General features: G+C 62.9%; 21 protein-coding genes and 4 pseudogenes. 19 read left to right on the top strand and 6 right to left on the bottom strand.

Going from position 1 to position 24,721, the window contains the following annotated elements:
* Positions 1-158: 158 nt before the first annotated feature.
* Positions 159-2,900, bottom strand: coding sequence for a DNA polymerase I (gene polA, locus PQR02_RS18800; protein ID WP_408233977.1), 2,742 nt, complete (start codon positions 2,898-2,900; stop codon positions 159-161).
* 1 nt (position 2,901) lies between these two features.
* Between polA and PQR02_RS18805 the strand changes: the two genes are divergently transcribed.
* From PQR02_RS18805 to PQR02_RS18815, 3 genes are all read left to right on the top strand, one after another.
* On the top strand, positions 2,902-3,645 hold the full coding sequence (locus PQR02_RS18805) for an LOG family protein (RefSeq protein WP_408233980.1): 744 nt from the start codon (positions 2,902-2,904) through the stop codon (positions 3,643-3,645).
* Between the two features lie 169 nt (positions 3,646-3,814).
* Positions 3,815-4,384 (top strand): chromate transporter, encoded by a 570-nt coding sequence (locus PQR02_RS18810; protein ID WP_408233983.1) that lies wholly within the window; start codon positions 3,815-3,817, stop codon positions 4,382-4,384.
* Complete coding sequence (locus PQR02_RS18815) at positions 4,381-4,911, top strand: chromate transporter (RefSeq protein WP_408233986.1); 531 nt, start codon at positions 4,381-4,383, stop codon at positions 4,909-4,911. The genes PQR02_RS18810 and PQR02_RS18815 overlap by 4 nt, the downstream gene beginning before the upstream one ends.
* An 87-nt stretch (positions 4,912-4,998) precedes the next feature.
* Here PQR02_RS18815 and PQR02_RS18820 read toward each other — a convergent pair whose 3' ends face one another.
* Positions 4,999-6,525: an AMP nucleosidase gene (locus PQR02_RS18820; protein WP_408233989.1), complete on the bottom strand. Its 1,527-nt coding sequence runs from the start codon at positions 6,523-6,525 to the stop codon at positions 4,999-5,001.
* A 200-nt stretch (positions 6,526-6,725) separates the two neighbouring features.
* On the opposite strand from PQR02_RS18820, the gene PQR02_RS18825 reads away from it, so the two are divergent.
* The 6 genes from PQR02_RS18825 (at position 6,726) to PQR02_RS18850 (ending at position 12,049) form a co-directional block, all read left to right on the top strand.
* Complete coding sequence (locus PQR02_RS18825; RefSeq protein WP_408233992.1) at positions 6,726-7,121, top strand: hypothetical protein; 396 nt, start codon at positions 6,726-6,728, stop codon at positions 7,119-7,121.
* Positions 7,122-7,304: 183 nt separating this feature from the next.
* A complete protein-coding gene (locus tag PQR02_RS18830) occupies positions 7,305-8,300 on the top strand; it encodes a homoserine kinase (RefSeq protein ID WP_408233995.1) in 996 nt (331 codons plus the stop codon).
* Positions 8,291-9,100, top strand: a complete 810-nt coding sequence (locus tag PQR02_RS18835) for a BPSS1780 family membrane protein (RefSeq protein WP_408233998.1) — start codon at positions 8,291-8,293, stop codon at positions 9,098-9,100. Before PQR02_RS18830 ends, PQR02_RS18835 begins: the two co-directional genes overlap by 10 nt.
* A gap of 169 nt (positions 9,101-9,269) precedes the next feature.
* Entirely contained in the window at positions 9,270-9,722 is a 453-nt protein-coding gene (locus tag PQR02_RS18840; protein WP_408234001.1) for a MarR family winged helix-turn-helix transcriptional regulator, read from the top strand.
* Positions 9,723-9,921: 199 nt separating this feature from the next.
* The gene (locus PQR02_RS18845; RefSeq protein WP_408234004.1) at positions 9,922-10,341 is read left to right on the top strand and encodes an organic hydroperoxide resistance protein; all 420 of its coding nucleotides are present in this window, start codon (positions 9,922-9,924) and stop codon (positions 10,339-10,341) included.
* A gap of 208 nt (positions 10,342-10,549) precedes the next feature.
* Positions 10,550-12,049: a cryptochrome/photolyase family protein gene (locus PQR02_RS18850; RefSeq protein ID WP_408234007.1), complete on the top strand. Its 1,500-nt coding sequence runs from the start codon at positions 10,550-10,552 to the stop codon at positions 12,047-12,049.
* Positions 12,050-12,211: 162 nt separating this feature from the next.
* Here PQR02_RS18850 and PQR02_RS18855 read toward each other — a convergent pair whose 3' ends face one another.
* The gene (locus tag PQR02_RS18855; RefSeq protein ID WP_408234010.1) at positions 12,212-12,388 is read right to left on the bottom strand and encodes a DUF3563 family protein; all 177 of its coding nucleotides are present in this window, start codon (positions 12,386-12,388) and stop codon (positions 12,212-12,214) included.
* 119 nt (positions 12,389-12,507) lie between these two features.
* Positions 12,508-13,692 carry an extracellular catalytic domain type 1 short-chain-length polyhydroxyalkanoate depolymerase gene (locus tag PQR02_RS18860; protein WP_408234013.1) on the bottom strand — a complete coding sequence of 395 codons (1,185 nt, stop codon included), beginning with the start codon at positions 13,690-13,692 and terminating at the stop codon, positions 12,508-12,510.
* Positions 13,693-14,068: 376 nt separating this feature from the next.
* Between PQR02_RS18860 and PQR02_RS18865 the strand changes: the two genes are divergently transcribed.
* The 4 genes and pseudogenes from PQR02_RS18865 (at position 14,069) to PQR02_RS18880 (ending at position 16,590) form a co-directional block, all read left to right on the top strand.
* Positions 14,069-14,773: a phosphatase PAP2 family protein gene (locus PQR02_RS18865; protein WP_408234016.1), complete on the top strand. Its 705-nt coding sequence runs from the start codon at positions 14,069-14,071 to the stop codon at positions 14,771-14,773.
* Positions 14,774-14,831: 58 nt separating this feature from the next.
* Positions 14,832-15,173, top strand: a pseudogene (gene modA / locus PQR02_RS18870) (molybdate ABC transporter substrate-binding protein); the annotation flags it as partial.
* Between the two features lie 99 nt (positions 15,174-15,272).
* Positions 15,273-15,881 carry a molybdate ABC transporter permease subunit gene (modB, locus tag PQR02_RS18875; protein WP_408234173.1) on the top strand — a complete coding sequence of 203 codons (609 nt, stop codon included), beginning with the start codon at positions 15,273-15,275 and terminating at the stop codon, positions 15,879-15,881.
* Between the two features lies 1 nt (position 15,882).
* Positions 15,883-16,590 (top strand): annotated as a pseudogene (locus PQR02_RS18880) (ATP-binding cassette domain-containing protein).
* A gap of 60 nt (positions 16,591-16,650) precedes the next feature.
* Here PQR02_RS18880 and PQR02_RS18885 read toward each other — a convergent pair.
* A pseudogene (locus PQR02_RS18885) lies at positions 16,651-17,486 on the bottom strand (TOBE domain-containing protein).
* Positions 17,487-17,704: 218 nt separating this feature from the next.
* Between PQR02_RS18885 and PQR02_RS18890 the strand changes: the two are divergent.
* From PQR02_RS18890 to PQR02_RS18915, 6 genes and pseudogenes are all read left to right on the top strand, one after another.
* Positions 17,705-18,499: an SDR family NAD(P)-dependent oxidoreductase gene (locus tag PQR02_RS18890; protein ID WP_408234019.1), complete on the top strand. Its 795-nt coding sequence runs from the start codon at positions 17,705-17,707 to the stop codon at positions 18,497-18,499.
* A gap of 290 nt (positions 18,500-18,789) precedes the next feature.
* Entirely contained in the window at positions 18,790-19,218 is a 429-nt protein-coding gene (locus tag PQR02_RS18895; protein WP_408234022.1) for a VOC family protein, read from the top strand.
* A gap of 172 nt (positions 19,219-19,390) precedes the next feature.
* Entirely contained in the window at positions 19,391-19,813 is a 423-nt protein-coding gene (locus PQR02_RS18900; RefSeq protein WP_408234025.1) for an ACT domain-containing protein, read from the top strand.
* 127 nt (positions 19,814-19,940) lie between these two features.
* The gene (locus PQR02_RS18905; protein ID WP_408234028.1) at positions 19,941-20,441 is read left to right on the top strand and encodes a hypothetical protein; all 501 of its coding nucleotides are present in this window, start codon (positions 19,941-19,943) and stop codon (positions 20,439-20,441) included.
* 295 nt (positions 20,442-20,736) lie between these two features.
* On the top strand, positions 20,737-21,123 hold the full coding sequence (locus tag PQR02_RS18910; RefSeq protein ID WP_408234031.1) for a hypothetical protein: 387 nt from the start codon (positions 20,737-20,739) through the stop codon (positions 21,121-21,123).
* Between the two features lie 20 nt (positions 21,124-21,143).
* Positions 21,144-21,422, top strand: a pseudogene (locus PQR02_RS18915) (MerR family transcriptional regulator); the annotation flags it as partial.
* 320 nt (positions 21,423-21,742) lie between these two features.
* On the opposite strand, the gene PQR02_RS18920 reads toward PQR02_RS18915, so the two are convergent.
* Positions 21,743-24,535 (bottom strand): winged helix-turn-helix domain-containing protein, encoded by a 2,793-nt coding sequence (locus PQR02_RS18920; protein WP_408234034.1) that lies wholly within the window; start codon positions 24,533-24,535, stop codon positions 21,743-21,745.
* Positions 24,536-24,721 lie beyond the last annotated feature (186 nt).

Below are 24,721 nucleotides of genomic sequence, written 5' to 3' on the forward strand. Positions count from 1 at the left end.
TGCACTCTCCGTGTTTGCCGATGAATTATGCGTCGCAAACGGCGCGCAGCCAGCGCGCCGTGTTTCAGCGATTGTCCGCGAGCAGCACGGATTGTCACAAGCCATCAATTCGCATGTGTGACATGCGCACGACGATATCGCGCGTTGTCACCCGCGCGTCAATGCGCTTCCTCCCAGTTCAGGCCGGCGCCCACTTCGGCGACCAGCGGCACTTTCAGGTCGGCGACCCCGCACATCAACTCGGGCAGGCGCTTGCGTACATCGGACAATTCGGCGTCCGGCACTTCGAGAATCAGTTCGTCGTGCACCTGCATGATCATGCGCGTGCCGATCTTCGAGTCTTCGATCCACTTCTGCACCGCGATCATCGACAGCTTGATAAGGTCGGCGGCCGTGCCTTGCATCGGCGCGTTGATCGCGGCGCGCTCGGCGCCCTGGCGGCGCGGGCCGTTGCCGCCGTTGATCTCCGGCAGCCACAGGCGGCGGCCGAACACCGTTTCGACGTAGCCCTTGGCCTTCGCGCTCAGACGCGTTTCGTCCATATAGCGCGCGACGCCCGGATAACGCGCGAAGTAGCGGTCGATATACATCTTGGCCGCGTCGCGCGTAATGCCGAGATTCGACGCGAGACCGAACGCGCTCATGCCGTAGATCAGGCCGAAGTTGATGACCTTGGCCACGCGCCGTTGATCGTTCGACACTTCGAGCGGCGTGACACTGAAGATTTCCGCCGCGGTGGCGCGGTGGATGTCTTCCCCTTGCGAGAACGCGCGCAGCAACGATTCGTCGCCGGAAATGTGCGCCATGATGCGCAATTCGATCTGCGAGTAGTCGGCCGAAACGAGCTTGTGCCCCGGCGGCGCAATGAACGCTTCACGAATCCGGCGGCCCTCGCCGGTGCGCACGGGTATGTTCTGCAGGTTCGGATCGTTCGACGCGAGACGCCCCGTCACCGCCACGGCCTGTGCGTAATTCGTATGCACGCGGCCCGTTTGCGCGTTGACCATGCGCGGCAGCTTGTCCGTGTAGGTCGACTTCAGCTTCGACAAACCACGGTGCTCGAGCAGGATCTTCGGCAGCGGATAGTCTTCCGCGAGCTTCTGCAGCACTTCTTCGTCGGTGGACGGCGCGCCGCTCGGGGTCTTCTTCACCACCGGCAGCTCCAGCTTCTCGAAGAAAATCTGGCCGATCTGCTTAGGCGAGCCCAGATTGAATTCGCCGCCGGCCAGCGTGTACGCCTCGCCTTCGAGCTGGATCAAACGCGTGGCGATTTCACTGCTTTGCTGACGCAGCTTTTCCGCATCGATCAGCACGCCCGTGCGCTCCATCTTGCGCAACACACGCGAGGTCGGCACTTCGATCCCGCGGTAGACGTAGTCGAGCGTCTTCTCCGCCATCACCTGCGGATGCAAGGCCTGATGCAAACGCAACGTGATGTCGGCGTCTTCCGCCGCGTATTCGGCGGCTTTGTCCAACGCCACTTCGTCGAAGCCGATCTGCTGCGCGCCCTTGCCCGCGACCTCTTCGTACTTGATCGTCTTGATGCCGAGATGGCGCAGCGCGAGGCTGTCCATGTCGTGCGTGCGATGCGATTCGAGCACGTACGATTGCAGCAGCGTGTCGTGTTCGATACCGCGCATTTCGATGCCGTAGTTCGCCAGCACCTGTTCGTCGTACTTCAGATGCTGACCGACCTTCTTGTGTTCCGCGCTTTCCAGCCACGGCTTGAGCTTCGCGAGCACTTCGTCGCGCGGCAGTTGCACGGGCGCGTCCGGGCCGCGATGCGCGAGCGGCACATAAGCGGCGCGGCCGGCTTGCACCGACAACGACAAGCCCACGATCTGCGCCGTCATCGGATCGAGCGCGGTGGTCTCGGTATCGAACGAGGTCAGTTCAGCCGCGTTGATTTTTTCGAGCCATGCGTCGAACTGCTCCCACGTCTGCACGGTGTCGTAGTGCCGCTCGTGATCCACCGACAGGGCCGGCGGCACGTCGGTTTCCGGGCCTTCCACCGCGTCCGCGATTTCCACTTCGCGCAGCCAGGTCTTGAAGCCGTGGCGCGTGAATACGTCGCGCAGTTCCTCGCGCGATTCGGGCCGGCTTGGCAGGCTTTCCTCGATCGACGCGATATGGTCGGTCAGATCGCAATTGCGCTCGACGGTGACGAGCTTGCGCGCCATCGGCAGGAAATCGAGCGCACGCCGCAGATTGTCTCCTACCGCACCTTTAATCTCGTCCGCATGTGCGACGATGCCATCGAGCGAGTCGAATTGCGTGAGCCATTTGAGCGCGGTTTTCGGCCCGCATTTCTCGACGCCCGGCACGTTGTCGACGGTATCGCCGATCAGCGACAGGTAGTCGATGATGCGCTCCGGCGGCACGCCGAACTTGGCGATCACTCCGGCGCGGTCGAGCTTTTCGTTGGTCATCGTATTGATGAGGGTGACATGATCCGACACGAGCTGCGCCAGATCCTTGTCCCCAGTCGACACGATCACGTTCATGCCGCGCCGTTCCGCCGCGGTGCTGAGCGTGCCGATCACGTCATCGGCCTCGACGCCTTCGATCATCAGCAGCGGCCAGCCGAGCGCGCGCACGGCCACATGAATCGGCTCGATCTGGCGCGACAGGTCGTCCGGCATCGACGGACGATTCGCCTTGTAGTCGGGATACCAGTCGTCGCGAAATGTTTTGCCCTTGGCGTCGAACACGCACGCGCTATACTCTGCTGTGACTTCCTTGCGCATGCGCCGCAGCATGTTGATCATCCCGTAGAGCGCACCCGTCGGACCGCCCCCGGGGCCGCGCAGATCAGGCATCGCATGGTAGGCCCGGTACAGATAACTCGAACCGTCGACCAATAGCAGGGTCTTACCTTCAAGGCTTCGTTCTTCAGGCATTATGACTAAGAGAAAAGTGATTCCGAGTCTGCGATCACTCGCAGATCAAGAGCGCGCAACGGCCAAGAAGGCCCGCGCATCGTGGCAGATGTTCACGATTATGGCAGAGTTTATCGAGGCGACCGAGTACCTCTCGGAGATTCGCCCGGCCGTCAGCATCTATGGTTCGGCGCGCCTGAAACCTAATTCGCCGTACTACAAACTCGCTACGCAAATTGCGCGCAAGCTGTCGGACGCCGGCTTCGCGGTGATCTCCGGCGGCGGCCCCGGCATCATGGAAGCGGCCAACAAGGGCGCGCATGCGGGCAAGGCGCCTTCGGTCGGCCTGAACATCGAACTGCCGCACGAGCAATCGGGCAACCAATGGCAGGACATCTCGCTGCGCTTTCGCCACTTCTTCACGCGCAAGGTCACGTTCGTGAAGAACTCGGACGCGGTGATCGTGATGCCGGGCGGCTTCGGCACACTGGACGAACTCGCCGAAGTGCTCACGCTGATCCAGACCAAGAAGTCGCGCCATGTGCCGATCATCCTGGTCGGCGCGGAGTTCTGGGAAGGCCTGCTTGCCTGGTTCAAGAGCTCGCTCACGCCGATGGGCCTGATCAATCCGACCGACATGGACCTGATGCAGGTGATCGACGATCCGGACCAGGTGCTCGAAGCGGTGCTGAAGTTCTACGAAGACCGTGAAGAAGCCGAGCCTCATCCGGCCAAGTCGGATGAGGACCGGATGTTCTACCTGTGATGTGATGCACTGAACCCGGTACGTTGATTCTGGCGGGCAGCCTTCGGGCTGCCCGCTTTCGTTTCACCGTGCCCTTCGCATCGCGCTTGCGGTCATGCGCAAAAACCGTTTTGCTCGCCGCCGGTTCGGCGCTAACCTCCTGAGCTTGAACTGGAAGCTAGTAAGCGACATGGACCACAATCTTTCATCCCCCGAGGCCTCACTTGCGCCCACACCGACGCTGCGCGAAATTTTCGGCGGCTTTCTCGGCCTTGGGCTGATCTCATTCGGCGGCGCATTGCCGCTCGCGCGCCGCACGCTGGTCGAACAGCGCCGCTGGCTGAGCGCCGAGGAATTCACCGACCTGCTCGGCCTGTGCCAATTCCTGCCGGGCGGCAACGTAATCAATCTTTCAGTCGCGATGGGCATGCGTTTTCGCGGCGTGCCCGGCGCGCTGGCCGGCTTGCTTGGGTTGATCGCGGGGCCTTCGCTGGTGGTGATCGGCCTTGGCGTGGTCTACGAACACACGCAAAACGACCCGCACGTGCGCCATCTGTTCGCCGGTCTCGCCGCGGCCGCGGCCGGCCTTTTGATCTCGATGGCCGTCAGGATCGTGCTGCCGTTGCGCAACAGGCCGCTCGCCGCACTCATCGCCGCGCTCGGCTTCGTCGCGATTGCGATCCTGCGGCTGCCGCTTCTGCCGACCATGCTGGTGCTGACGCCGCTCAGCATCTACCTCGCAGCGAGGAGCGCACGATGAACGACACGCTTGTTTCGCTTGCCGCGATCTTCAGTCAGCTTTCGCTGCTCGCGTTCGGCGGCGGCAATACGATCCTTCCGGAGATGCAACGTCAGGTGGTGGACGTGCATCACTGGATGCCCGCCAGCGAATTCAGCGCGCTATTCGCGCTCGCGCAGGCCGCGCCCGGCCCGAACCTGATGATCGTCACGCTGATCGGCTGGCATGTGGCCGGCTGGGCGGGAATGCTGGTGACGTCGGTGGCCAAGTTCGGGCCGTCATCGCTCGTGACGATCATCGCGCTGCACGCGTGGGACCGCTTCAAGGACCGTCCGTGGCGACGCTACGCGCAATTGGGATTGATGCCGGTGACGGCCGGCATCATCGCGGCGAGCGCGGCGTTGATCGCCGAAGCGTCGAACCCCACCGCGATTGCGTGGGCGATCACCGTGTTCACCGCCGTAATGGCGTTGAAGACGCGGGTTCATCCGTTGTGGCTGCTGGCTGCTGGCAGTTTGATCGGGCTCACGGGGTTCGGGCAGCTCTAACGCGACTCTCTAACGTAAGCCGGCTGAACCAGGGCCGCTCTCAGACGCATTACACCGGCACGCACGAACTGCCCGCCAACGCCGCGCTTACTGAAACGCCACTTCAGCGAAGCTGCGCAGCTTACGACTATGCAAACGATGCAACCCGTTCGTGCGCAATATCTCCATCGCCTTCACGCCGATCTGCAGATGCTGATCGACCTGCGCGCGGTAGAACTGATCCGCCATGCCCGGCAGCTTCAATTCGCCATGCAGGGGCTTGTCCGACACGCATAGCAAGGTGCCGTAAGGCACCCGGAAGCGGAAGCCGTTCGCGGCGATCGTCGCGCTTTCCATGTCGAGTGCGATCGCGCGGCTTTGCGACAGCCGCTGCACCGGCTCGCGATGATCGCGCAACTCCCAGTTGCGATTGTCCACGCTCGCCACCGTGCCCGTGCGCATCACGCGCTTCAACTCGACACCGTCCAGCTGCGTGACCTGCGCGACTGCGCGCTCCAGCGCCACCTGCACTTCGGCGAGCGCCGGAATCGGCACCCACAGCGGCAGGTCGGCATCGAGCACGTGGTCCTCGCGCACATAGCCGTGCGCGAGCACGTAGTCGCCGAGGCGTTGCGTATTACGCAGACCCGCGCAGTGGCCGAGCATGATCCACGCATGCGGACGCAGCACGGCGATGTGATCGGTGATGGTCTTCGCGTTCGACGGCCCGACGCCGATGTTGATCATCGTGATGCCGCTGCCGTCCGCGCGCTTCAGATGATACGCGGGCATTTGCGGCAGACGCGGCGGCGCCGTGCCTTCCTGCGACTGTTCGCCGAGATTCTCGTTGTACGTGACCACGTCGCCGGGCTCCACAAACGACGTGTATTCGCAGCGATAGGCGCGCAGTTCGGCGTCGTCGGTATGAGCCATCATCGTGCGGCCGAGTTTGACGAACTCGTCGATATAGAACTGGTAGTTCGTGTACAGCACGTAATTCTGGCAATGCGTGGGCGATGTAGCCGTGTAGTGCTTCAGCCGATGCAGCGAGAAATCGACGCGCGCCGCCGTGAACAGCGCGAGCGGATGCGGCTCGCCCGGCGCCGGCTCATACGTGCCGTTGACAATGCGGTCGTCGAGCAGTGCGAGGTCCGGTGTATCGAACACATCGCGCATCAGGAACAGGCGCTCGCGGTCCAGATCGCCTTCGAGATGAATGCCCTCGGCGAACGCGAAATGAATCGGGATCGGCTGGTCCGACACGCCGACCTCGATCTGCACATGATGGTTCTTCGCCAGCAGACGCAACTGCTCGCGATAGTAGTCGCCGAACAGATCGGGCCGCGTCACGGTCGTTTCGAACACGCCCGGACCGGCGACAAAACCGTACGAGCGGCGTGAGTCGACATGCGTGTTGACTTCGGTGCACACGCGCACGAACGGATAGCAGGCGCGCACGCGGCGCTCGAACTTTTCGTTGCGGCGATAGCGCGCAAACGCATCGCGCAGAAACGAGGTGTTCGCTTCGTAGATCGCCGAGAGGCGGGTGACAGCCTCGGTCGCGTCGTCGAACGATTCGGTTGGGAAGCTGTTGGCGGGAGTCTGCACCGCGCGTTGATTGGTATCGTTGTTCATCATCATTCGCCCCTATTGATGAGACGACATTACCACGGAACACGGGTTCGCCAAATCACCTGGCGGTGCCTGCAACACATGCCGCCACACTGTTCGCAAGATTGCGGGCGCTTCGCGTGAAAGCGGCGCAAAATAAGGCCGCCGCGCCCGATCACCAGGCTGGATTTGCTAGAATCGGGGCACCATATTGGAGAATCACCATGAAGCCGCTCCTTCCCGTCGCCGTTGCACTGGTCCTCGCCTTTGGCAACGCCGCGATGGCTGCCCAGCCTGTCGATGACACTCCGCCCGCCGACGCACCCCAGTCCGCCAATGAACGGGCCGGTCTGCCCGATCTGGTGAAGATCAATCGTCCGGCCGCCCAGGCCAGCTCGAAGGTCGAAATCAACGTACCGCGCACGCCGAGCTTTTACGAGCGCAGCGGCAACGGCACTGAAATCACCGAATACCGCGACAAGGGCAAGCCGGTTGAAATCAACGTGCATTCGAATCTCGGCACGCGCTACCAGATGAGCGCGCCGCTCGACACGTCGCCCACCGTGCACGACAACGGCCACCCAAGCACGCGCTATCCGTCGGTGAATCTGCACTATTGATGCCTGTCGGTTTGGCGGCCCGATGTGGCCGCCGCGCTTCCCACCCGATGCGGCGCCACCCTGCCGCGTTCGCTGCGCGGCCTTGAGCGTCAGCGCTCAGCATCGTTTTTCAGCACCGCATTTGCCACATATCGCACTGGCCGCATCGCGCCAGCCCGACCAACCTGATCCGACGTTTCCCGCATGGCTGTCTTCACCGCTGTCAACGAACCCCAACTAGCAGAATGGATGCGTCACTACGATCTCGGCGATGTCGTCGAGTTTCGTGGCATCTCGTCCGGCATTGAAAACAGCAACTTCTTTCTGACGACGACGCGCGGCGAATACGTCCTGACGATTTTCGAAAAGCTGACTGCCGTACAACTGCCGTTTTACCTCGACCTCATGCGCCACCTGGCCTCGCACCGCGTGCCGGTGCCGGACCCGATGCCGCGCGAGGACGGCGCGCTGTTCGGCATGCTGCTCGGCAAGCCCGCGGCCATCGTGACCAAGCTCGAAGGCGCGCCGGAGTTGTCGCCGGGCGTCGAGCACTGCATCGAAGTCGGGCAGATGCTGGCGCGCATGCACCTCGCCGGACGCGGCTACACGGGCTACCAGCCGAATCTGCGCAGCCTGCCGTGGTGGCAGGAAACCGTGCCGACCATCCTGCCGTTTCTTGAAGGCGCGCAGCGCGACCTGCTATCGTCCGAACTTGCGTATCAGGAAGCCTTCTTCGCGTCCGCCGATTACGCCGCGCTGCCCGAGGGCCCTTGCCACGCCGATCTGTTTCGCGACAACGCGATGTTCGCGCACGCCGCGCCGGACACCGGCCATGAAGTGCGCCTTGGCGGATTCTTCGACTTCTATTTCGCCGGTTGCGACAAGTGGCTGTTCGACGTCGCGGTGACGGTCAACGACTGGTGTGTCGACCTCGCCACCGGCAAGCTGGACGATGCGCGCACCGAAGCCATGCTGCGCGCCTATCAGACCGTGCGCCCGTTCACCCGCGAAGAGAACCGCCACTGGGGCGATATGCTGCGAGCGGGCGCGTACCGGTTCTGGGTCTCGCGCCTGTATGATTTTCATTTGCCGCGCGCGGCCGAGTTGCTCAAGCCGCACGACCCCGGCCATTTCGAGCGCATTCTGCGCGAACGCCTGTCCGGCGTTGCACATCCAGGCATCCATACCCCATGCAACTGATCGAAGTCCCCGCGAAAACCGGCTACGTGTGGTTCCGGCAGGGTATCTGGCTGTTCCGCAAGAACCCGCTCGCATTCCTCACGCTGTTCTTCACCTATCTGCTGGTCATGACGCTCGTGTCGCAGATTCCGGTGATCGGCGGCGTGCTGCCGCTGGCGTTCATTCCGGGCGTCGCGGTTGGCTTCATGGCGGCGTGCCGCAACACGATCGCCGGCAAGCCGGTGTTCCCGACCATCCTGGTGGACGGCTTTCATTCGTACGGCCCGCTGGTCGCGAGGCGGCTGCTGGTGCTCGGCGTGCTGTATGTCGTCGCGATGGGGCTCGTGCTGGCCGGCTCGGCGCTCGCCGACGGCGGCATGCTGCTGAAGGTGATGCTCGGCGGCGGCGGCGCGATGGATCAGGAGGCAATTGCCAACAGCAACATTCCGCTCGCGGTGATCGCGGCCCTCGTGTTCTATATTCCGGTGGCCATGATCTTCTGGTTCTCGCCGATTCTCGTCGCGTGGCATGACGTGCCGCCCGTGAAGGCGATGTTCTTTAGCGTCGTCAGTTGCTGGCGCAATCGTGGCGCGTTCATCGTGTTCGGCGCGCTGTGGTTCGCCGTTGCGGTAACGGTATCGATCGGCCTGTCCGCGCTGATGCAGGCGCTGGGCGCGGCCGACTTCGCGTTCGCGATCCTGATGCCCGCCACGATGATCGTCACGACCATGCTGTACTGCTCGTTCTACGCGACTTATCGCGGCTGCTTCGGCGTGCAAACGCCCACGGCACCGGACCTGCCGACCACCCCGGCGGCTTGAATGCTGCTCAGGCGCGGGCGCCGTTCTGGCGCCCGCGCTCGTTCCCACACGCGGCGCCCGGCGTCTGCGTTTCGCCCGATCCCCAGCAGCACTCGTCAAGCCGCAGTGAATTGCGGCACAATGGTTTGCACGCAATCCATTTGCACGCTCTTTTTACGCGAGATGCACCATGACCCAGCGCCCCACTTTGCCCTTCACGCTCGACGAGCAACTCTGTTTCGCCCTCTACTCGACCTCGCTTGCCATGACGAAAGCGTACAAGCCGTTGCTCGAGAAGCTGGGCCTCACGTATCCGCAATATCTGACGATGCTGGTGCTGTGGGAGGGCGACGACGTCACCGTCAAGGACATGGCCGCGCGCCTGAATCTCGACTCGGCGACGGTCACGCCGCTGCTCAAGCGCCTCGAAACGCAAGGCCTGCTGGAACGCGTGCGTGGCGTCGACGATGAGCGGCTCGTCTATATCCGGCTCACCAAGGCCGGCACGGCACTAAAGCGCCAGGCGCGCGAAGTGCCCGCGGAAATCTTCTGCGCGACCCAGCAGACGCCGGAATTCCTGCTGCGTCTGCGCGACGACCTGACCCGCCTGCGCGCCACGCTCAACGACTACATGGATCAATAGCCCGCCCGCCTGCCTGCTGCAAAAGGCAAGCTATCGTGTCGATACAAAAATTAGTTTGCACACAAATTATTTGTGTACTATCTTAACGACATGCCGCTCCGATAGCGCACCGCCAGACCGGCGGCAAGCAAACGGCGGCAAGCATGCAGACCCTGACAACCGCAGTCGATCCAGCACAACCCAGACAAGGAGCAACACCGTGAACATCCTCTACAAAGCAAGCGCAACGAGCACCGGTGGCCGCGACGGCCGCGCCGTATCGTCGGACAATGCGTTGGACGTCAAGCTGGCCGCACCGCGTGAACTGGGCGGCAATGGCGCAGTGGGCACCAATCCGGAACAGCTGTTCGCGGCTGGCTATTCGGCGTGTTTCCTGAGCGCGATGAAATTCGTCGCAGGCCAGAAGAAGCAGACATTGCCGGCCGACACGCAAGTGACCGCGCAAGTGGGCATCGGTCCGAACGACAAAGGCGGCTTCGCGCTCGACATCGACCTGCGCATCTCGCTGCCGGGCCTGCCCGCTGACGCGGCCAAGGAACTGGTCGACGCGGCGCATGAGGTGTGCCCGTATTCGAACGCTACTCGCAACAACGTCGCGGTGCGTCTGCATATTGCGTAAGCGGCAGTATCGATGAAGCACCGATGAATCGCCGCAGCGCTGCGGCAGAACCGCCGCCCGCCGCAACCAGCGCCCGCACCCTGCAAAATAGGGGCGGGCGCTGATGCATGGGTGAACGCGGCACGCAATCTGCGTCTCCGGTCCGCGCCGCCCTCGCTTTCAATTTGCAATCCACGGTGGCAAACCCCTCACCTCACCGACCACCCCGATGACACGCGTCCGCCGCCTGAACGACACCTTCGACACCGGCCTGGTCTGGTTTCGCCGCGACCTGCGCAGCACGGACCACGCCGCGCTCTACTACGCGCTCAAGCATTGCGAGCGCGTCTGGTGCACGTTCGTGTTCGATACGACGATCCTGCAACCGCTCATCGACGCCTGGGAGGCTCGCCATTCGGACACCCCGGTGCAGGACCGCCGCATCGAACTCATTCTCGCGGCGCTACGCGAACTGGACGACGCATTGCGTGCAAACGGCGGCGGCCTGATCGTGCTGCACGGCGATCCGGCCGACCTCGTGCCCAAACTCGCCGAGCAACTCGGTGTCGACGCGGTATTCGCGAATCACGATTACGAGCCGGTCGCGATCGAGCGCGACGAGACAGTGCATCAGCGGCTCGCCGAAGCCGGGCGCCAGTGGCTGACGTTCAAGGACCAGGTGATTTTCGAACGCGACGAAATAGTGACCGGCCAGGGCAAGCCGTTCACGGTGTTCACGCCGTACAAGAACGCATGGCTCAAGCAAGTGACGGCTTTCGATCTGAAACCGTATCCGGTGGAAACCTACGCGAAACATCTGGACGCGCCACCGCCGAACCTGAACCGCCAATTGCCGACGCTCGATCAACTCGGCTTCGCGCCGAGCAACCTCGCGGAGTTGCAGATGCCCACGGGCATGAGCGGCGCGCAACGTCTGCTCGACGATTTCACGACCCGCATCGACAGCTACGCGGAGCGGCGCGACTTCCCGGCCGCCAGGGGCCCGAGCTATCTGTCGATGCATCTGCGCTTTGGCACGGTTTCGATCCGCACGCTCGCGCGCCTTGCCCACGAGATGTCGTTGCAACCCGACGGGCAAGGCGCGGCCGTCTGGCTGTCGGAACTCATCTGGCGCGATTTCTACTTCACGATTCTCGCGCACCATCCGCGCCTCGCGAGTGGCGCGTCGTTCAAGGCAGAGTACGACCGGCTGCGCTGGGAGCGAGGCCCGCAGGCCGACGAGGCATTTGCCGCGTGGTGCGATGGCCGCACCGGCTACCCGCTGGTCGATGCCGCGATGCTGCAACTGAACCGCACCGGCTACATGCACAACCGTCTGCGGATGGTGACGGCGAGTTTTCTGGTGAAGGATCTGGGCGTGGACTGGCGGCTCGGCGAGCGCTACTTCGCCGAACAACTGAACGACTTCGACTTTTCGGCGAATAACGGTGGCTGGCAGTGGGCGGCGTCGACGGGATGCGACGCGCAGCCGTATTTCCGGATCATCAACCCGATCACGCAATCCGAGAAATACGATCCCGAGGGCCGGTTCATCAAACGCTATTTGCCCGAGCTTGCGAAGCTGCCGGCCAAGTGGATTCACGCGCCGTGGCTGGCCGGCGCCGAGCGGCTCGCGGAATTCGGTGTGGAGTTGGGTAAGGACTATCCGCGGCCAATTGTCGATCACGCAGAAGCGCGCGCGCGTACACTGGCCCGTTTCGGCAAGTGAGCGCTCGCTTACGTCATTTGATCGGCACCGGCAGGTGCTGAATCACGCGCTGTGGCATTTGAATCCGGCGGTCTGAAGCCGGATGAACACTTCTTCTCGATGACAGCCTGACCGGCGCATCGCCGGCGTTTCACTATGCGCCGATGTTTTGGGTTGCTCAGCTTAGTGCTGGCTCATCCACGACGGTTGGCGGACATTAACTTCCTGGTCCAGCTTGCGCATGCGGAATTCGAGATCGTACAGATCGGTCGCCTCAGCCAAGTAGGCATCAGCGCGTTCTTTCGCGAGTTGGTCGGGCGACTTGGTCAGAAGCAGAAACAGGCGGCTAAGCAGATACATGAAGAACCTCGGCAATGAATTCAGGCGTTAACGCCTAGGTGATAACCCCTATTATAGGGAAAACCCTAGGATCACGCCACTGTTCATTTCGAAGTGTTGCTCCAATCTCGCCGTCGCCCTCAGGAGGCCGCTGCGGCGGCACTTTCAGCGGTCCGGGTAGCGCCTGTGCGGCGCTGGTGCTTGAAGAATTCCCACACCATCGCGCTTGCGTCCGGACCTTTGGCGGAGTGAAACGGCACCGCGTCGTCACCGCCGCTCCAAGCATGGGCGAGCCCCTGCACGCGGCACAGACGCACTACGCGGCGCCCGCTGCGCACGTGATCGCGCGTCACCACACCGCCCTTGCGCTCTTCCCGCACTTCGCCGGATTTGCGTGCGCCGTTTGCATCGACGATCCGATTCAGGCGGAGAAATTGCGCCGCAAGCTGGTCGGCATTGACCGGCGCGACAACGTGATCTGCGTCGCCGTGGATGATGAGCGCCGGCATGCCGGGGTAGTTGGCCACGTCGACCACCTCGTCGGCGAGCGCCACCGGCTCGCGGCGAGCGCCGCGCCGCATCACGTCCATCGCGGTAATGCCCGAGCGGGCTTCGCCGAGAGCCGGGCCGGAATGGAGCGCGACCGCGGCAAAACGTCCTGGATATTTGAGGGCCAGGAGCCCCGTCAGCCCCGCCCCGGCAGAGATTCCGGCGACATACACGCGCTCGGGATCGAATCCATGCTCCGCCACCAGCGCATCGACCAGCGACACCACCGCGAGCGCCTCAGCCCCGCCGGCGGTTTCGCCGGCGTCGTACCAGTGCCAGCAGCGGTGCGAGTGCGCGTGTTTCGACTGCTCCGGATAGACCACCGCAAAACCGTAGCGATCCGCCAGCACGTTCATCCGCGTGCCTTCGGCAAATTCGTCGACCGATTGCGTGCAGCCGTGGAGCATCACGACCAACGGCATCGCCTCGAGCGCATGACCCGTCGGGACATACAACCCGTATTGAAGATGATTGACGAGCCGCCCCGGCGCTGCCGGCGCGGAATGGAACGAGCGGGTCCACGAACCGCTGGTCCACGCCGACGCGCGCGGGCGCACCCGCGACTCGCGGGCGGCGGCGCGCGGCACCTCGCGCTTCACAGGGGTGCGCAGCGCAGCCGTCGGTTTGACCGGATGAACCTTGGCGGACGGCTTGGTGGTGGCCGCCCGCGTGGGCCGCGCCGTGATGCGCTTGGTGGTTTTTTGGGCGTGCTCGGTTTGAATGGCGAGCAAGCGCTTCAGACCGCGCAGCCAGATTTTCGATAGACTTTTTGCCATCGGCGAATGACCTCGCAAAAAGGGACAGGATTGTTCGATAAAATGCAGCGATGCTTCTTGTGCAATGCACAATAACATCAATCCGCATGCGATGCTGCCGTCCTGGAAGAGCACCCCACTCTAAATTTCCGCTGGGCGAACCTCGTAGCCTCCCTGGCGTCAAACCGCTGCAAGCGCGTTCGCGAGCCAGCGTCCGTTGGCCAGCGCGGCGGCCCAACTGCGCCGCGCGCGGCGAGACCGCACTGTCACACCCGTCTATACTGGCGGATGAATCAATGGATGCGCGGGCTTACTCCGCGTCGACGCTTCGCGCCGCGCGCGTTGATTTATTCACCAACCTGATGCTACGCGACCCCAGGTCGCACTCACTCCTGCCATGCCCGATTTACCTATTCATCTGTGGTATTCGATCACCAGTCTCGGCGGGGCCGGCATGACTCTGCCGCTCGCGTTCGCCGTCGCCCTCTGGCTGGCGCTCGGCTACTCGTGGCGCATGGCGGCTGGCTGGCTGCTGTTGCTCGGCGCGGCCATCGGCGTCGTCACCGTGACCAAGCTGGCGTTCCTCGGCTGGGGTGTAGGCGTGCGCGAGCTGGATTTCACCGGCGTCAGCGGCCATGCCATGTTGTCTACCGCCGTCTATCCGGTCGCTTTGTTTCTGATGCTGCTGCCGGCGCGCCCGGCGATTCGTCTGCTCGGCGTTTTGGTCGGGCTGGCTGCAGGTATCGCCGTGGGTTTGTCGCGCGTCGTGCTGAGCGCTCACTCACCGTCCGAGGCCGTCACCGGTTGCTTGACCGGTGCGCTGGCCGCATTGCTGTTCGTGCGCATGGCGTGGAATATCGAGCCGGGCCGTCTGTCGGCTTTATCCGTCGCCGTCAGCATGCTGGTTCTCGCCGTGCTGATGCACGGCGTGCACGTGCCGACCCAGCGCTGGGTCACGCACATCGCATTGAAGGTGTCCGGCCACGACAGGCCGTTCATTCGCGCGAAGTGGAAGGCCGTGCGCGATGTCCGCCCGGCCGCGATCGAGCCACTCTCGCAGACGCTCAACACGCTCGCGCCGCCGCAAACGTCCAAAGTCTGACGCGTTCCCGCTGCTTCACACATGCTTCATTAGCGTGGCTGAATCATCGGCATGAGTATCGTTGCCGGTCGGCCGTTATACGCAGGGCGTGCTGCAGGCCGCCGGCGTGTGGGACGCGGTGAGCGCGAAGGCCGTGTTGGCGTCGAACGTGCGTCAGAGCCTCGACTACGTGGCGCGCGGCGAGGTCGACGCCGGCTTCGTGTTCAGCACCGACGCCGCGGTCATGCCGGACAAGGTCAAGGTCGCGCTGAACGTGTCGACGCAAACGCCGATTACGTATCCGATCGCACAGGTCGAAGGCAGCCGTCACGCCGCCGACGCCCAGGCGTTCATGCACTTCGTGCTTTCGCCGGCCGGCCAGGCGGTGCTCGCGAAGTACGGCTTCAGGCCCGCGCACTAACGCGCATTCACGTCACCGGGATCGCGCACGCTCATGCAACAGGCCTGGATTCCGCTCCTGCTGTCGTTGAAAGTGGCGGGCTGAGCCACTGCGCCCAATCTGGTGTTCGGTGTCGCGGCGGGCTTCGGTTTGTCGCGCTGGCGCTGCCGCGCGCGCGATGTAATCGATTCGCTGCTGATGCTGCCGCTCGTGCTGCCGCCCACGGTGCTCGGCTACTACCTGTTCGTGCTGCTCGGCCGGCGCGGCGTGATCGGCGCGGGGCTCGACCGCTTCGATATCCAGTTGGTGTTCACGTGGCAGGGCGCGGTGATCGCTTCGAAGGTGGTGGCGTTTCCTTTGGTGCTGAAATCGGCGCGCGCCGCGTTCGAATCCGTCGATCCGCAACTCGAGCGGGCCGCACGCACGCTCGGCGTCAGTGAAATAGCGCTGTTCTTTCGCGTGACCCTGCCGCTCGCCACACGCGGCATTCTCGCCGGCGGCCTGCTGGCGTTCGCGCGCGCGCTCGGCGAATTTGGCGCGACGCTGATGATCGCGGGCAATCTGCCGGGCCGCACGCAGACGCTCTCGGTGGCGGTCTACTCGGCCGTGCAGGCCGGCGAAGACAGCACCGCGAATTTCCTCGTGCTCCGGACCTCGGTGACGTGCGTCGTGATCCTGCTGCTCGCGGGCCGTCTGGTGCCGCAGCACACGCTGTTGAGTTCGCGCTGACATGCCGCTCGCCGTCGACATCCGCAAGACCTTCGGGAGCGCCGAGCGCCGCTTCACGCTCGACGTGTCGTTCAGGGCGACCACGCAACGCCTGGTGCTGTTCGGCCCGTCCGGCGCGGGCAAGAGTCTGACCTTGCAGGCGATCGCCGGTCTCTTGCGCCCCGACGAAGGCGCGATCACGCTGCATGGCGACGCGCTGTTCGACAGCGCGCGCGGTGTCGATCTGAAACCGCAGGCGCGCAAGATCGCCTACCTCTTCCAAGACTACGCGCTGTTTCCGCATCTGAACGTGCGGCAAAACATCGGCTTCGGCTTGCAGCGGGGCTGGCTCAATCCGCGCACGCGGCATGCGCATCCGCATCCGCAAGTCGATTACTGGCTCCGCGCGCTGGAACTGAAGAGCGTCGCGGACAATCATCCGGTGCAGTTGTCGGGCGGACAAAAGCAGCGCGTGGCGCTGGCGCGGTAGCTCGTCACGCAACCGCGCCTGCTGTTGCTGGACGAATCCTTTTCCGCACTCGACAGCGCATTGCGCCAGCGCATGCGCAACGAGCTGTCGGAGCGGCAAACGCGACTCCATATTCCGATGGTGTTGATCACGCCCGATCCCGAGGATGTCGCCGCGTTCGGCGATCAGGTCGTGCAAGTCAGCGACGGCTGCGTGCGCGAGAATCAGCCGTTCGCCGGCTACGCGCCGAGCGCGCCCTGACGTGGACGGGCATGCGGCGCTGGTCGGCGTCCGCTTGTGCCGCCGGCGTTCGTCCAGCGCTCAATCCTTCACCCCGAGTATCACGCTCGATGCCTTGAACGCCGCGACAGCATTCGAGCCTTCCGCGAGATCGAGCGCATCGACGCTCTCATTGGTGACGACCGCGGTCACGACCGCGCCGCCCGCAAGCGCCAGCGATACCTCGGCATTCACCGCGCCGCGCTTCACGCTTTGCACGGTGCCGCGCAACTGATTGCGCGCCGACAGCCTGAGCGGCGCGCCGCTTGCGTCCTCGAGAGCAGCACGACCCACGACGCCTTGATCAACGCGAACGCCGCCGCGCCTTCGACGAGGCCCAGCGTCTCGGTGCTCTCATGCGTGAGCACGGCGACGATCGTGTGGCCGCCAGGCGGCGTCAGCGAGACTTCGTCGTTGACCGTGCCGCGCGTGATCGTCGACACCGTGCCGTAGAACTGGTTGCGCGCGCTGGTCTTTACGCCGATGCGGCCGATCAGATCCCAATCCGTCGCGAAACCTTCGATTGCCGCGCCCGCGCGTTCGAGAAAACGCCGATGCTCGCGCTCGACCGCGCGAAACGTCTCGATCAGCTTGATCGCGCGCGGCGTGAGCGTGGTGCCGCCACCGCCTTTGCCGCCGGTCAGGCGCACGACGAGCGGCTCGCCGGCGAGGTTGTTCATCGTGTCGACGGCGTCCCACGCGCCTTTGTAGCTCATGCCGATCGCTTTCGCCGCGCTGGTGATCGAGCCGGTTTCGCCGATCGCCGCGAGCAGCGCGATTCGCGGCGCGCCGCCGAGCGTGCGCGCGCCGGCCTGAAACCAGACGGAGCCGCCGAGTTCGAGGGATTCGTTGCCAGGATCGGTGTGGTCGGATGTCATGGCGAGGAGCGCTCGGAGCTCCGGGAAAGGACAGCGAATCATTATAACGACGCGCATGCGAGCGACCGCGCGCGCCCGCCGCGCGCCGCCTGCTGCGAAAACGGACAACCGGATAGATGGGATACTTTCAGTTCGACGCTTCGAACACTTCGCCCTTTGCGCTTTTCGGCACGACCGGCCGCGGCCGGTTCGCCGCGACTTCAACAAGGAGCAGCACAGTGAACATCGATCTATCGGGCAAGACCGCTATCGTCAGCGCATCCACGGCCGGCATCGGACTGGCGATCGCCACCGGCATTGCCGCATCGGGGGCGCGGACCATCGTCAATGGACGCAAACAGGAAGCGGTGGACCGCGCCATCGAAACCATCCGCAAGTTAGCGCCGCAAGCGAGCTTGCAGGGATTCGCCGGCGACCTCGGCACGCGCGAGGGCTGCGATGCGCTGGCGCAAGCCGTGCCGCAAGCGGACATCCTCGTGAACAACCTCGGCGTTTTCGGACCGGGCGACCTTTTCACCACCGGGGACGATGACTGGGAGCGCTACTTCGAGATCAACGTGATGTCGGGCGTGCGGCTCACGCGCCACTACCTGAAGGGGATGATGGACCGCAGCTGGGGGCGCGTCGTGTTCATCTCGTCGGAGTCGGCGTTGAATATTCCGGCGGACATGCTCGCGTATGGTTTCTCGAAGACCGCGCAGTTGAGCATCGCGCGCGGCATCGCCAAGCAGGCGGCCGGCAGCGGCGTGACGGTGAACGCGGTGCTGCCCGGACCGACGCTATCGGACGGCTTCCGCTCGATGGTGGAAGACACCGCAAAGGAGCAGGGCAAAACCGTCGAACAGGTCGCCACCGAATTCGTGCGGGAACATCGCAGCAGTTCGATCATCCAGCGGCCGGCCAGCACCGAGGAAGTGGCGAACATGGTCGTGTACGTCTGCTCGCCGCAAGCCTCGGCGACCACGGGCGCTGCGCTGCGCGTGGACGGCGGAGTGATCGATACGATTGCGTGACGGGTGGGCTTTTTTTGAGGAAGGCTTGCCTGATTTTGAAGAGATGCACCATCCACCTCGCGGGTAGCAGACTCCAAGCGAGCAGGTAGCGTTGTTCGCTCGGGGTCGGCCGGCGGCGGCCGTGTCGTCGAAACGAACTTGTCCGCGTTCCGGCCATCTGAAACCAGCCTACACTCATCCATGCCCCGCGCTACCTGAAGACAGGCCGCGACATCAGCTCGAAATGCGATAGGTGCGGGCAGACATGTTCGTTGCTCATGGAGCCGCTCGTTCCCGGCAAAGGAGAAGCCATGCAAGAGATCGCACGTACCCGTGCCTTGTTCATTGCAGGTTTTGGCCCGATTGTGATTGAAGCGCGTGCAAGCCGCGAGCTCTATTGTCAGGCCTTCGGTATCCCTTTCAAGGAGGAGAAAGACGGCTACCTCCATACGGAGAGTCTAAAAGGGACAAACAGTTTCGCCCTGTGGCCGCTCCCGCAGGCCGCTCAGTCGTGCTTCGGCACGGATTCGTGGCCTCGTGACGTGCCGATCCCGCAAGCCTGGATTGAGTTCGACGTCGACAACGTCGAAGCGGCTACGGAAGAACGCGAATCACGAGGGTATCGAATGCTGGTCAGGAACAGGAGCGAGCCGTGGGGCCAGACAGTCAGTCGCTTCATTGGCCCGGAAGGGTTGCTGGTAGGAATCACCTTTACGCCATCGATGCGAGCAGAGAAATGACGGTGGCCCACTGCGGCAAGTCTCGCGTTCGGTCGCTGAGCTAGCCGGTGAGCAGCGCACGACTTTCGTGCGAATGGCTGATGAGGTCGTCGCGTTACGCTGCCTACCTTGCTCGCGTGCCGTTCGTGAAGTAGATTTTTCTTATGAGGTTCGTTAGGCGGGAGGGACTGCCATGGAACTGAGCGTGGAACGTATCGATGTTTGGGCGGCTACCATCGACGACAAGCCGGGCAGCCTTGCGAAGGTATTAAACGTCTTGCGGGATGCCGGTGTCGACTTGCAGTTCGTCGTGGCACGTCGCACGCCCGAGACATCGGGTAAGGGGGTCGTATTTGTTGCTCCGCTACAGGGAGATAGTGCGATCCGTGCCGCCACCCAGGTGGGGTTCAGCGTTACCCCGAGCCTTCACTCTGTGCGCGTAATGGGTCTGGATCAGCTGGGCATCATCGCACAGTTGACCCAAGTGTTGGCGGACGGGGGGATCAACCTCCGCGGCGTCTCGGCCGCTGTACTCGGCACGCAGTTCATTGCTTATCTCGCGGTCGACTCGTTGGGCGATGCCGACAAGGCGATCGACATTCTACAAAGGGCCTGAAGCACCGCGTACCGGACGGTGAAACGGCCTGGTTGTCGGCTGTTGCGACAAAGGCGAGCGGCCATTGGAGTGGCGAACGAAGCGCCGCATGGCACCGAATCCCGACGACGGGAGGAGGTCGATAGTGATGAAGACACCGACGACCAGAAGGCGGGTACTTTGGGCGCTCTCGCTGTGCATTATTGTGACGTGCATGACAGTTGGCGGGGCATTGCTGTTCGAACTGTCGGTGATCGGCTATGCAGTGAGTGATTTCCACCGGAACGAGGCAATGGCGCAAGCCGGCATCGCGCATGGCGAGCCGGCTACGCTCGAGGAGCGCCTCAATCCGCCCTATCTGAAGCAGTATGGGTTGGACCGCAACCTGTACACGGATATTCACGGAAACTTTTCGCCAACAGGTGCTGACTGGCGGCAATGGGGGTTGCGAACCAAGGTCGCAGCCATTGTGATGTGGCTCGGGCACGATCCACCGGGAACGTGGTGGACCTTCACTCAAATCAGGTGCGTTGACCGGTTTCCTCAAGCTCACGCCGACAGCGAGCCGATCGTCGATGTTGCCGACGCTTGTCTCGGTGAACCGCATTCAACTTCCGGATTCGGCAAGGAAGCGCCACTCGCTCCTTGAGCAAACGCGACGTTCAGTCGTCGGCTCTGTGCAGGGAAGGCGACCGTCGCGCCCGGTCGCTGGACGCAGCGCAGGCGCCGGTCGGCTCTTGTAGTTCGAGGCCAGATCGCGCCAGAAAGCCGCTGGGTGGCAGCCCTTGGGCGACCAGGAAGCTGGCGACTCAGAACGACAAACTCCGTTCAAATAAACGTAAATGCGCTTGACCCTACTACCGTAGTCACCTTCACGATCGAGATCATGTTCAACAAACATCCTTTCGATCCAGATGGAAACTACCCGCGATTTCACCGACGGCATGTTCCTCGAAGCCTTCCTCGCCTGCCGGCTGCCACCGTCTGCGTTCAATCACCGCAACCATCTGCGCGTGGCGTGGATTCACTTGCAGCGCTTCGCACTGGACGAGGCCATTGAGCGGACCTGTGCCGGCATCGCGCGATACGCCACACACCTGGGCGTACCGGATCGATACCACCGTACAATGACGGAAGCGCTGATCCGGCTTATGGCGCGCGCCGGAGCTTCGGATCCCTCGCTGTCGTTCGAGGACTTTCTCGCGCGCGCACCGGCGTTTTCAGGCGATTGCCGCACGCTTATCGCCGCGCACTATTCGCCTGATTTGCTGGCCTGCTTCGATGCGCGCTATCGCTTTCTCGCACCCGATCGACTTCCCTTGCCGTCATAACACGACTGACTCTCGGACGACTGGCTCGCGAGGTAGGGCTCGCGCGCTCCTCGCTCCTTCCCTACGAAGCGCTCGGTCTGCTGGTACCGTCCGGACGCAATTCCGCGGGCTATCGGCTCTACGACGAGACGCAACGCGAGCGACTGCGCGCGATCTGCGCTTACCGGGCCGCCGGGCTGCCGTTAGCCGCGATACGGGAGACGCTCGCGAATGAGGGAGATGCAGCCGCCCAGATCCTTGAAACGCATTTGATGGTACTGACGGAGGAAGTCGCCCGTCTTAGACACCGCCAGAAAGCGCTTGCCACGTTGCTAGCACAACCGTCGTTTCGTCGTCGAGGACACACGCGTGGAAAGGTCGCATGGGTTGCGATGTTGCGTGGTGCCGGCTTTGATGACGCCGATATGGATCGGTGGCATGCCGAGTTCGAGGCAGAGAACCCCGACTCGCATTTGGCGTTTCTAGGTTCTCTCGGGTTGACACCAGAAGAGGCAAACGCAATCCGCCAACGCGCGAGCCTGACAGGCAAGAGCCCCACCTGTTTACGACAGAACTTTGCGCTCGATTCCGCGGACGGCAGCGACCGGTCAGATTATTTTCCGTTTTCTAAATGCGACCCCTACATGGCCGCACGGCCCTCTCTATCCCCGAATCCAAAAACTCTCTGTACCGCTTCAATTCGTGAACTTACATCGAGCTTCTCGAAGATGTTTTTCAAATGCCACTTGACCGTCTCGGGTGCCAGTTTCAACGACCGGCCGATTTCCTTATTCGAAAGGCCGCGGGCAACGCACGTGAGTACCTCCAACTCCCTCACACTAAGAACATCCGACGACATCGGCACGGACTTGACAGACGGGGACGATGCCGCAGCTGATCCGCAACGGTCGCCGAAAACTGCCAGCAATCTGTCGACATAGGCCGTTTCGACGTTAGAGACGTCCCCTAAGACCTGGCGAAACCGTTGCAGTAACACGCGCACCGGTTGCCCTTCATCCACGAAGCTGTTAATCATGCCACTCGCCCTTCCGATGCATAGCGCTCGTCCGAGCGCGACAAGCGCCCTTTCAGAAGCTCCGCATTGTTCTAATGCGCGGGAAAGTAGCACGGAAATAACCGTCTCATGAAAACGCAAGCCGATAGGTTCCACAGTTTCCAGCGAACGTTCAAGAAGAGGGACGGCCTCATCGGCGTGGTCCTCAGCAATCAGAACGCGGGCCTGCAGAAGGCAATAGCTTGCCCAGGTTTCCACAGCGGACCCCATCCGCCCTTCGCACATCATTGGCATGCTTGCGCCCAGTTCGTCGGCGATCCGTCTGGCCTTGGTAACGTCACCCGCGTCAAGGAGCAATCTTACGGCCTCAGCGTCACATGCCAACTTGAGGCGTAGCCACTGTCGCTCTATCGCGACTTGCCGACCGTCTTCGAGAATCGCCAGCGCCGAACCCGACTCGCCGTCGCGCCACAGAAGGCGGCCCGCAGAAAGCACATGTCGCGTCAGCGCACCTAGTGGAGTGGTCTCCAACGCAATGGTCGTACGACCCGCGATCATCTTCCGTGCTTCAGGCAGTTCGTTGCACTCATAGTAGAGCGAGGCAAGGCAAGCGGCCGCCCAGGTCGCGCCCGGCGATAAAAAGCCTAAAGCCTTTTCGGCGCGCTGGAAAGTCGCCTCAAGAATTTGCCTTGCTGCGGCCAGCTCGCCATGTATGAGTGCGGCATAACCGTATGCCGTGTCTCGACATATATCTGAGTAGTTCGGCTCCTGACTCTGGTCCACTCGCTCGTTCGCGATCTCCCATATGCGACGTATCTGGTCAAACCCGCCCCTGTACATCAACCCAAAGTATTGCGCTGATTGCGCGTAACCCTTTACCCAAGGTGCGGCGGGCGCCAACGAGGCCTCAGCGGCACGCCACAGCTCAAGCGCACGTTCGCTGTTGTCATTCACACCGGCAACCACCGCGCTGACCGCGTTGATCTCCGCCAATGCAGCTTCTTCTGCCATGTCACCATCATCGCGACGCGCCCGATTTAATTCGTCGGCAACAGCATCAATCTCCCTCGATGCGCGAGACGTTTGAAAAGAGAACGCGAACGCCCACGCTTTCGCAAGGCGCAAACGTAGCCGTCCCTGGACGACATCCGGTGGAAGTTTCCCGATCCAACCCAGCAACGCGAACGGGTCACCGCGTTCGAGCATCTCGATCGCACAGTTCTGAGCCCACTGTGCCGCCTGCTCGAATTCCCCCGCGGCCAACGCATGCCGGACGGCCTCGGGCCACAGACGTGAGCCTGCAAACCATTGGCTCGCCCGGTGATGCAGTAAAGGTACCTGTTGTGGCATCAGGCGGATAAGGCGGCGCCGAAGCGCCTCGGACAGCAGTGCGTGATAGCGGTACCAGTCTCGTGTTTCATCTAGCGGCCGGATGAACACGTTATGCCGCTCGAGCCAGTCGAGCTTCTCGCCGCTTCCGCTTCCGCCTCCACCTCCACCTCCCATGATGGCATCGCACACGGCGGGGCTGAGCCGTTCGAGAATCGACGTGTACATCAGGAATTTCAGCATCGGCGGCGGCAAATGTGCCAGCACCGTATCGTTCAGGTAACGATCGATCCCGGAGCTGGCTCCGGCCAGATGACTGGCGACCTTGGCCACATCGCCCGCCTGGCTCAGTGCAAGGGAAGCCAGCTGCAAGCCGGCCACCCACCCTTCAGTCGCCTCGTTCAGCAACTCGACACTGGTTCGGTCGAGCGGCACAGTCCCTGTCTGGTCAAAAAACGCCTGCGCCTCGTCAATCGAAAAACGGAGATCGTCCGCATTGATACGCATTAGCTTCTCTGGAGCCGTAAGCTGACCGACCATCAAGGCCGGTTCACCGCGCGCTCCGAGCAGCACGTGCATGTTTTCGGGGACGTAGCGCAGCAGACGGGACACAATCGCAAGAACGGGTGTCGCGGTCAGACGGTCGACGTCATCGAGCACGAGGAATACGCTCCGCCCACATGCAGCGATCCCGTTCAGGAGTACTGAAATGACTGTTTTGATGGGAGTCAGCGCATCTTTGTTCAGGAGCTGTTGCGCCTCGCCAGCAATCTCTGCGGAGGCCCGGGCGAGTGCCGCCACCAGATAGGCACCGAACAGCTGCGGATCATCGTCTTCTTCGTCGAGACTGAGCCAGGCAACCGGATGTTCTTGCGCCAGCAGCGCTTCTCTCCATCCCGCAAGCAATGTGGTCTTGCCAAAACCCGCAGGGGCGGTCACGACGGTTATGCTGCGCGGTGGTCGTTCATGCAACCGCTCAAGCAACGCGTGCCGTTGCACGCAGCCAGACGGAAGACGGGGCGGGATCATTTTGGTCTGGATCAGCGATACGCTCCATGGGCGATCGGTACCATAGGAAGATGCATCCATGATTGTCCCCTCCGGCCCGCCCACAACGACCGCCGCAGGAGTCTCCAAGTGTCTCAGTGGATGCTTTTATTATCGTGCACGATACGCTTTTCTGTAGCTCAACGCGGTAGCTTTCGCCGACGAGCACGACGCGGTACGCGGCATGTCGCTGGCGATCGAGATCCCCCGGTCCGGTGATACAGGCAT

It is taken from the genome of Paraburkholderia sediminicola, assembly GCF_046026895.1.
GTDB classification, from domain to species: Bacteria; Pseudomonadota; Gammaproteobacteria; order Burkholderiales; family Burkholderiaceae; genus Paraburkholderia; species Paraburkholderia sediminicola_C.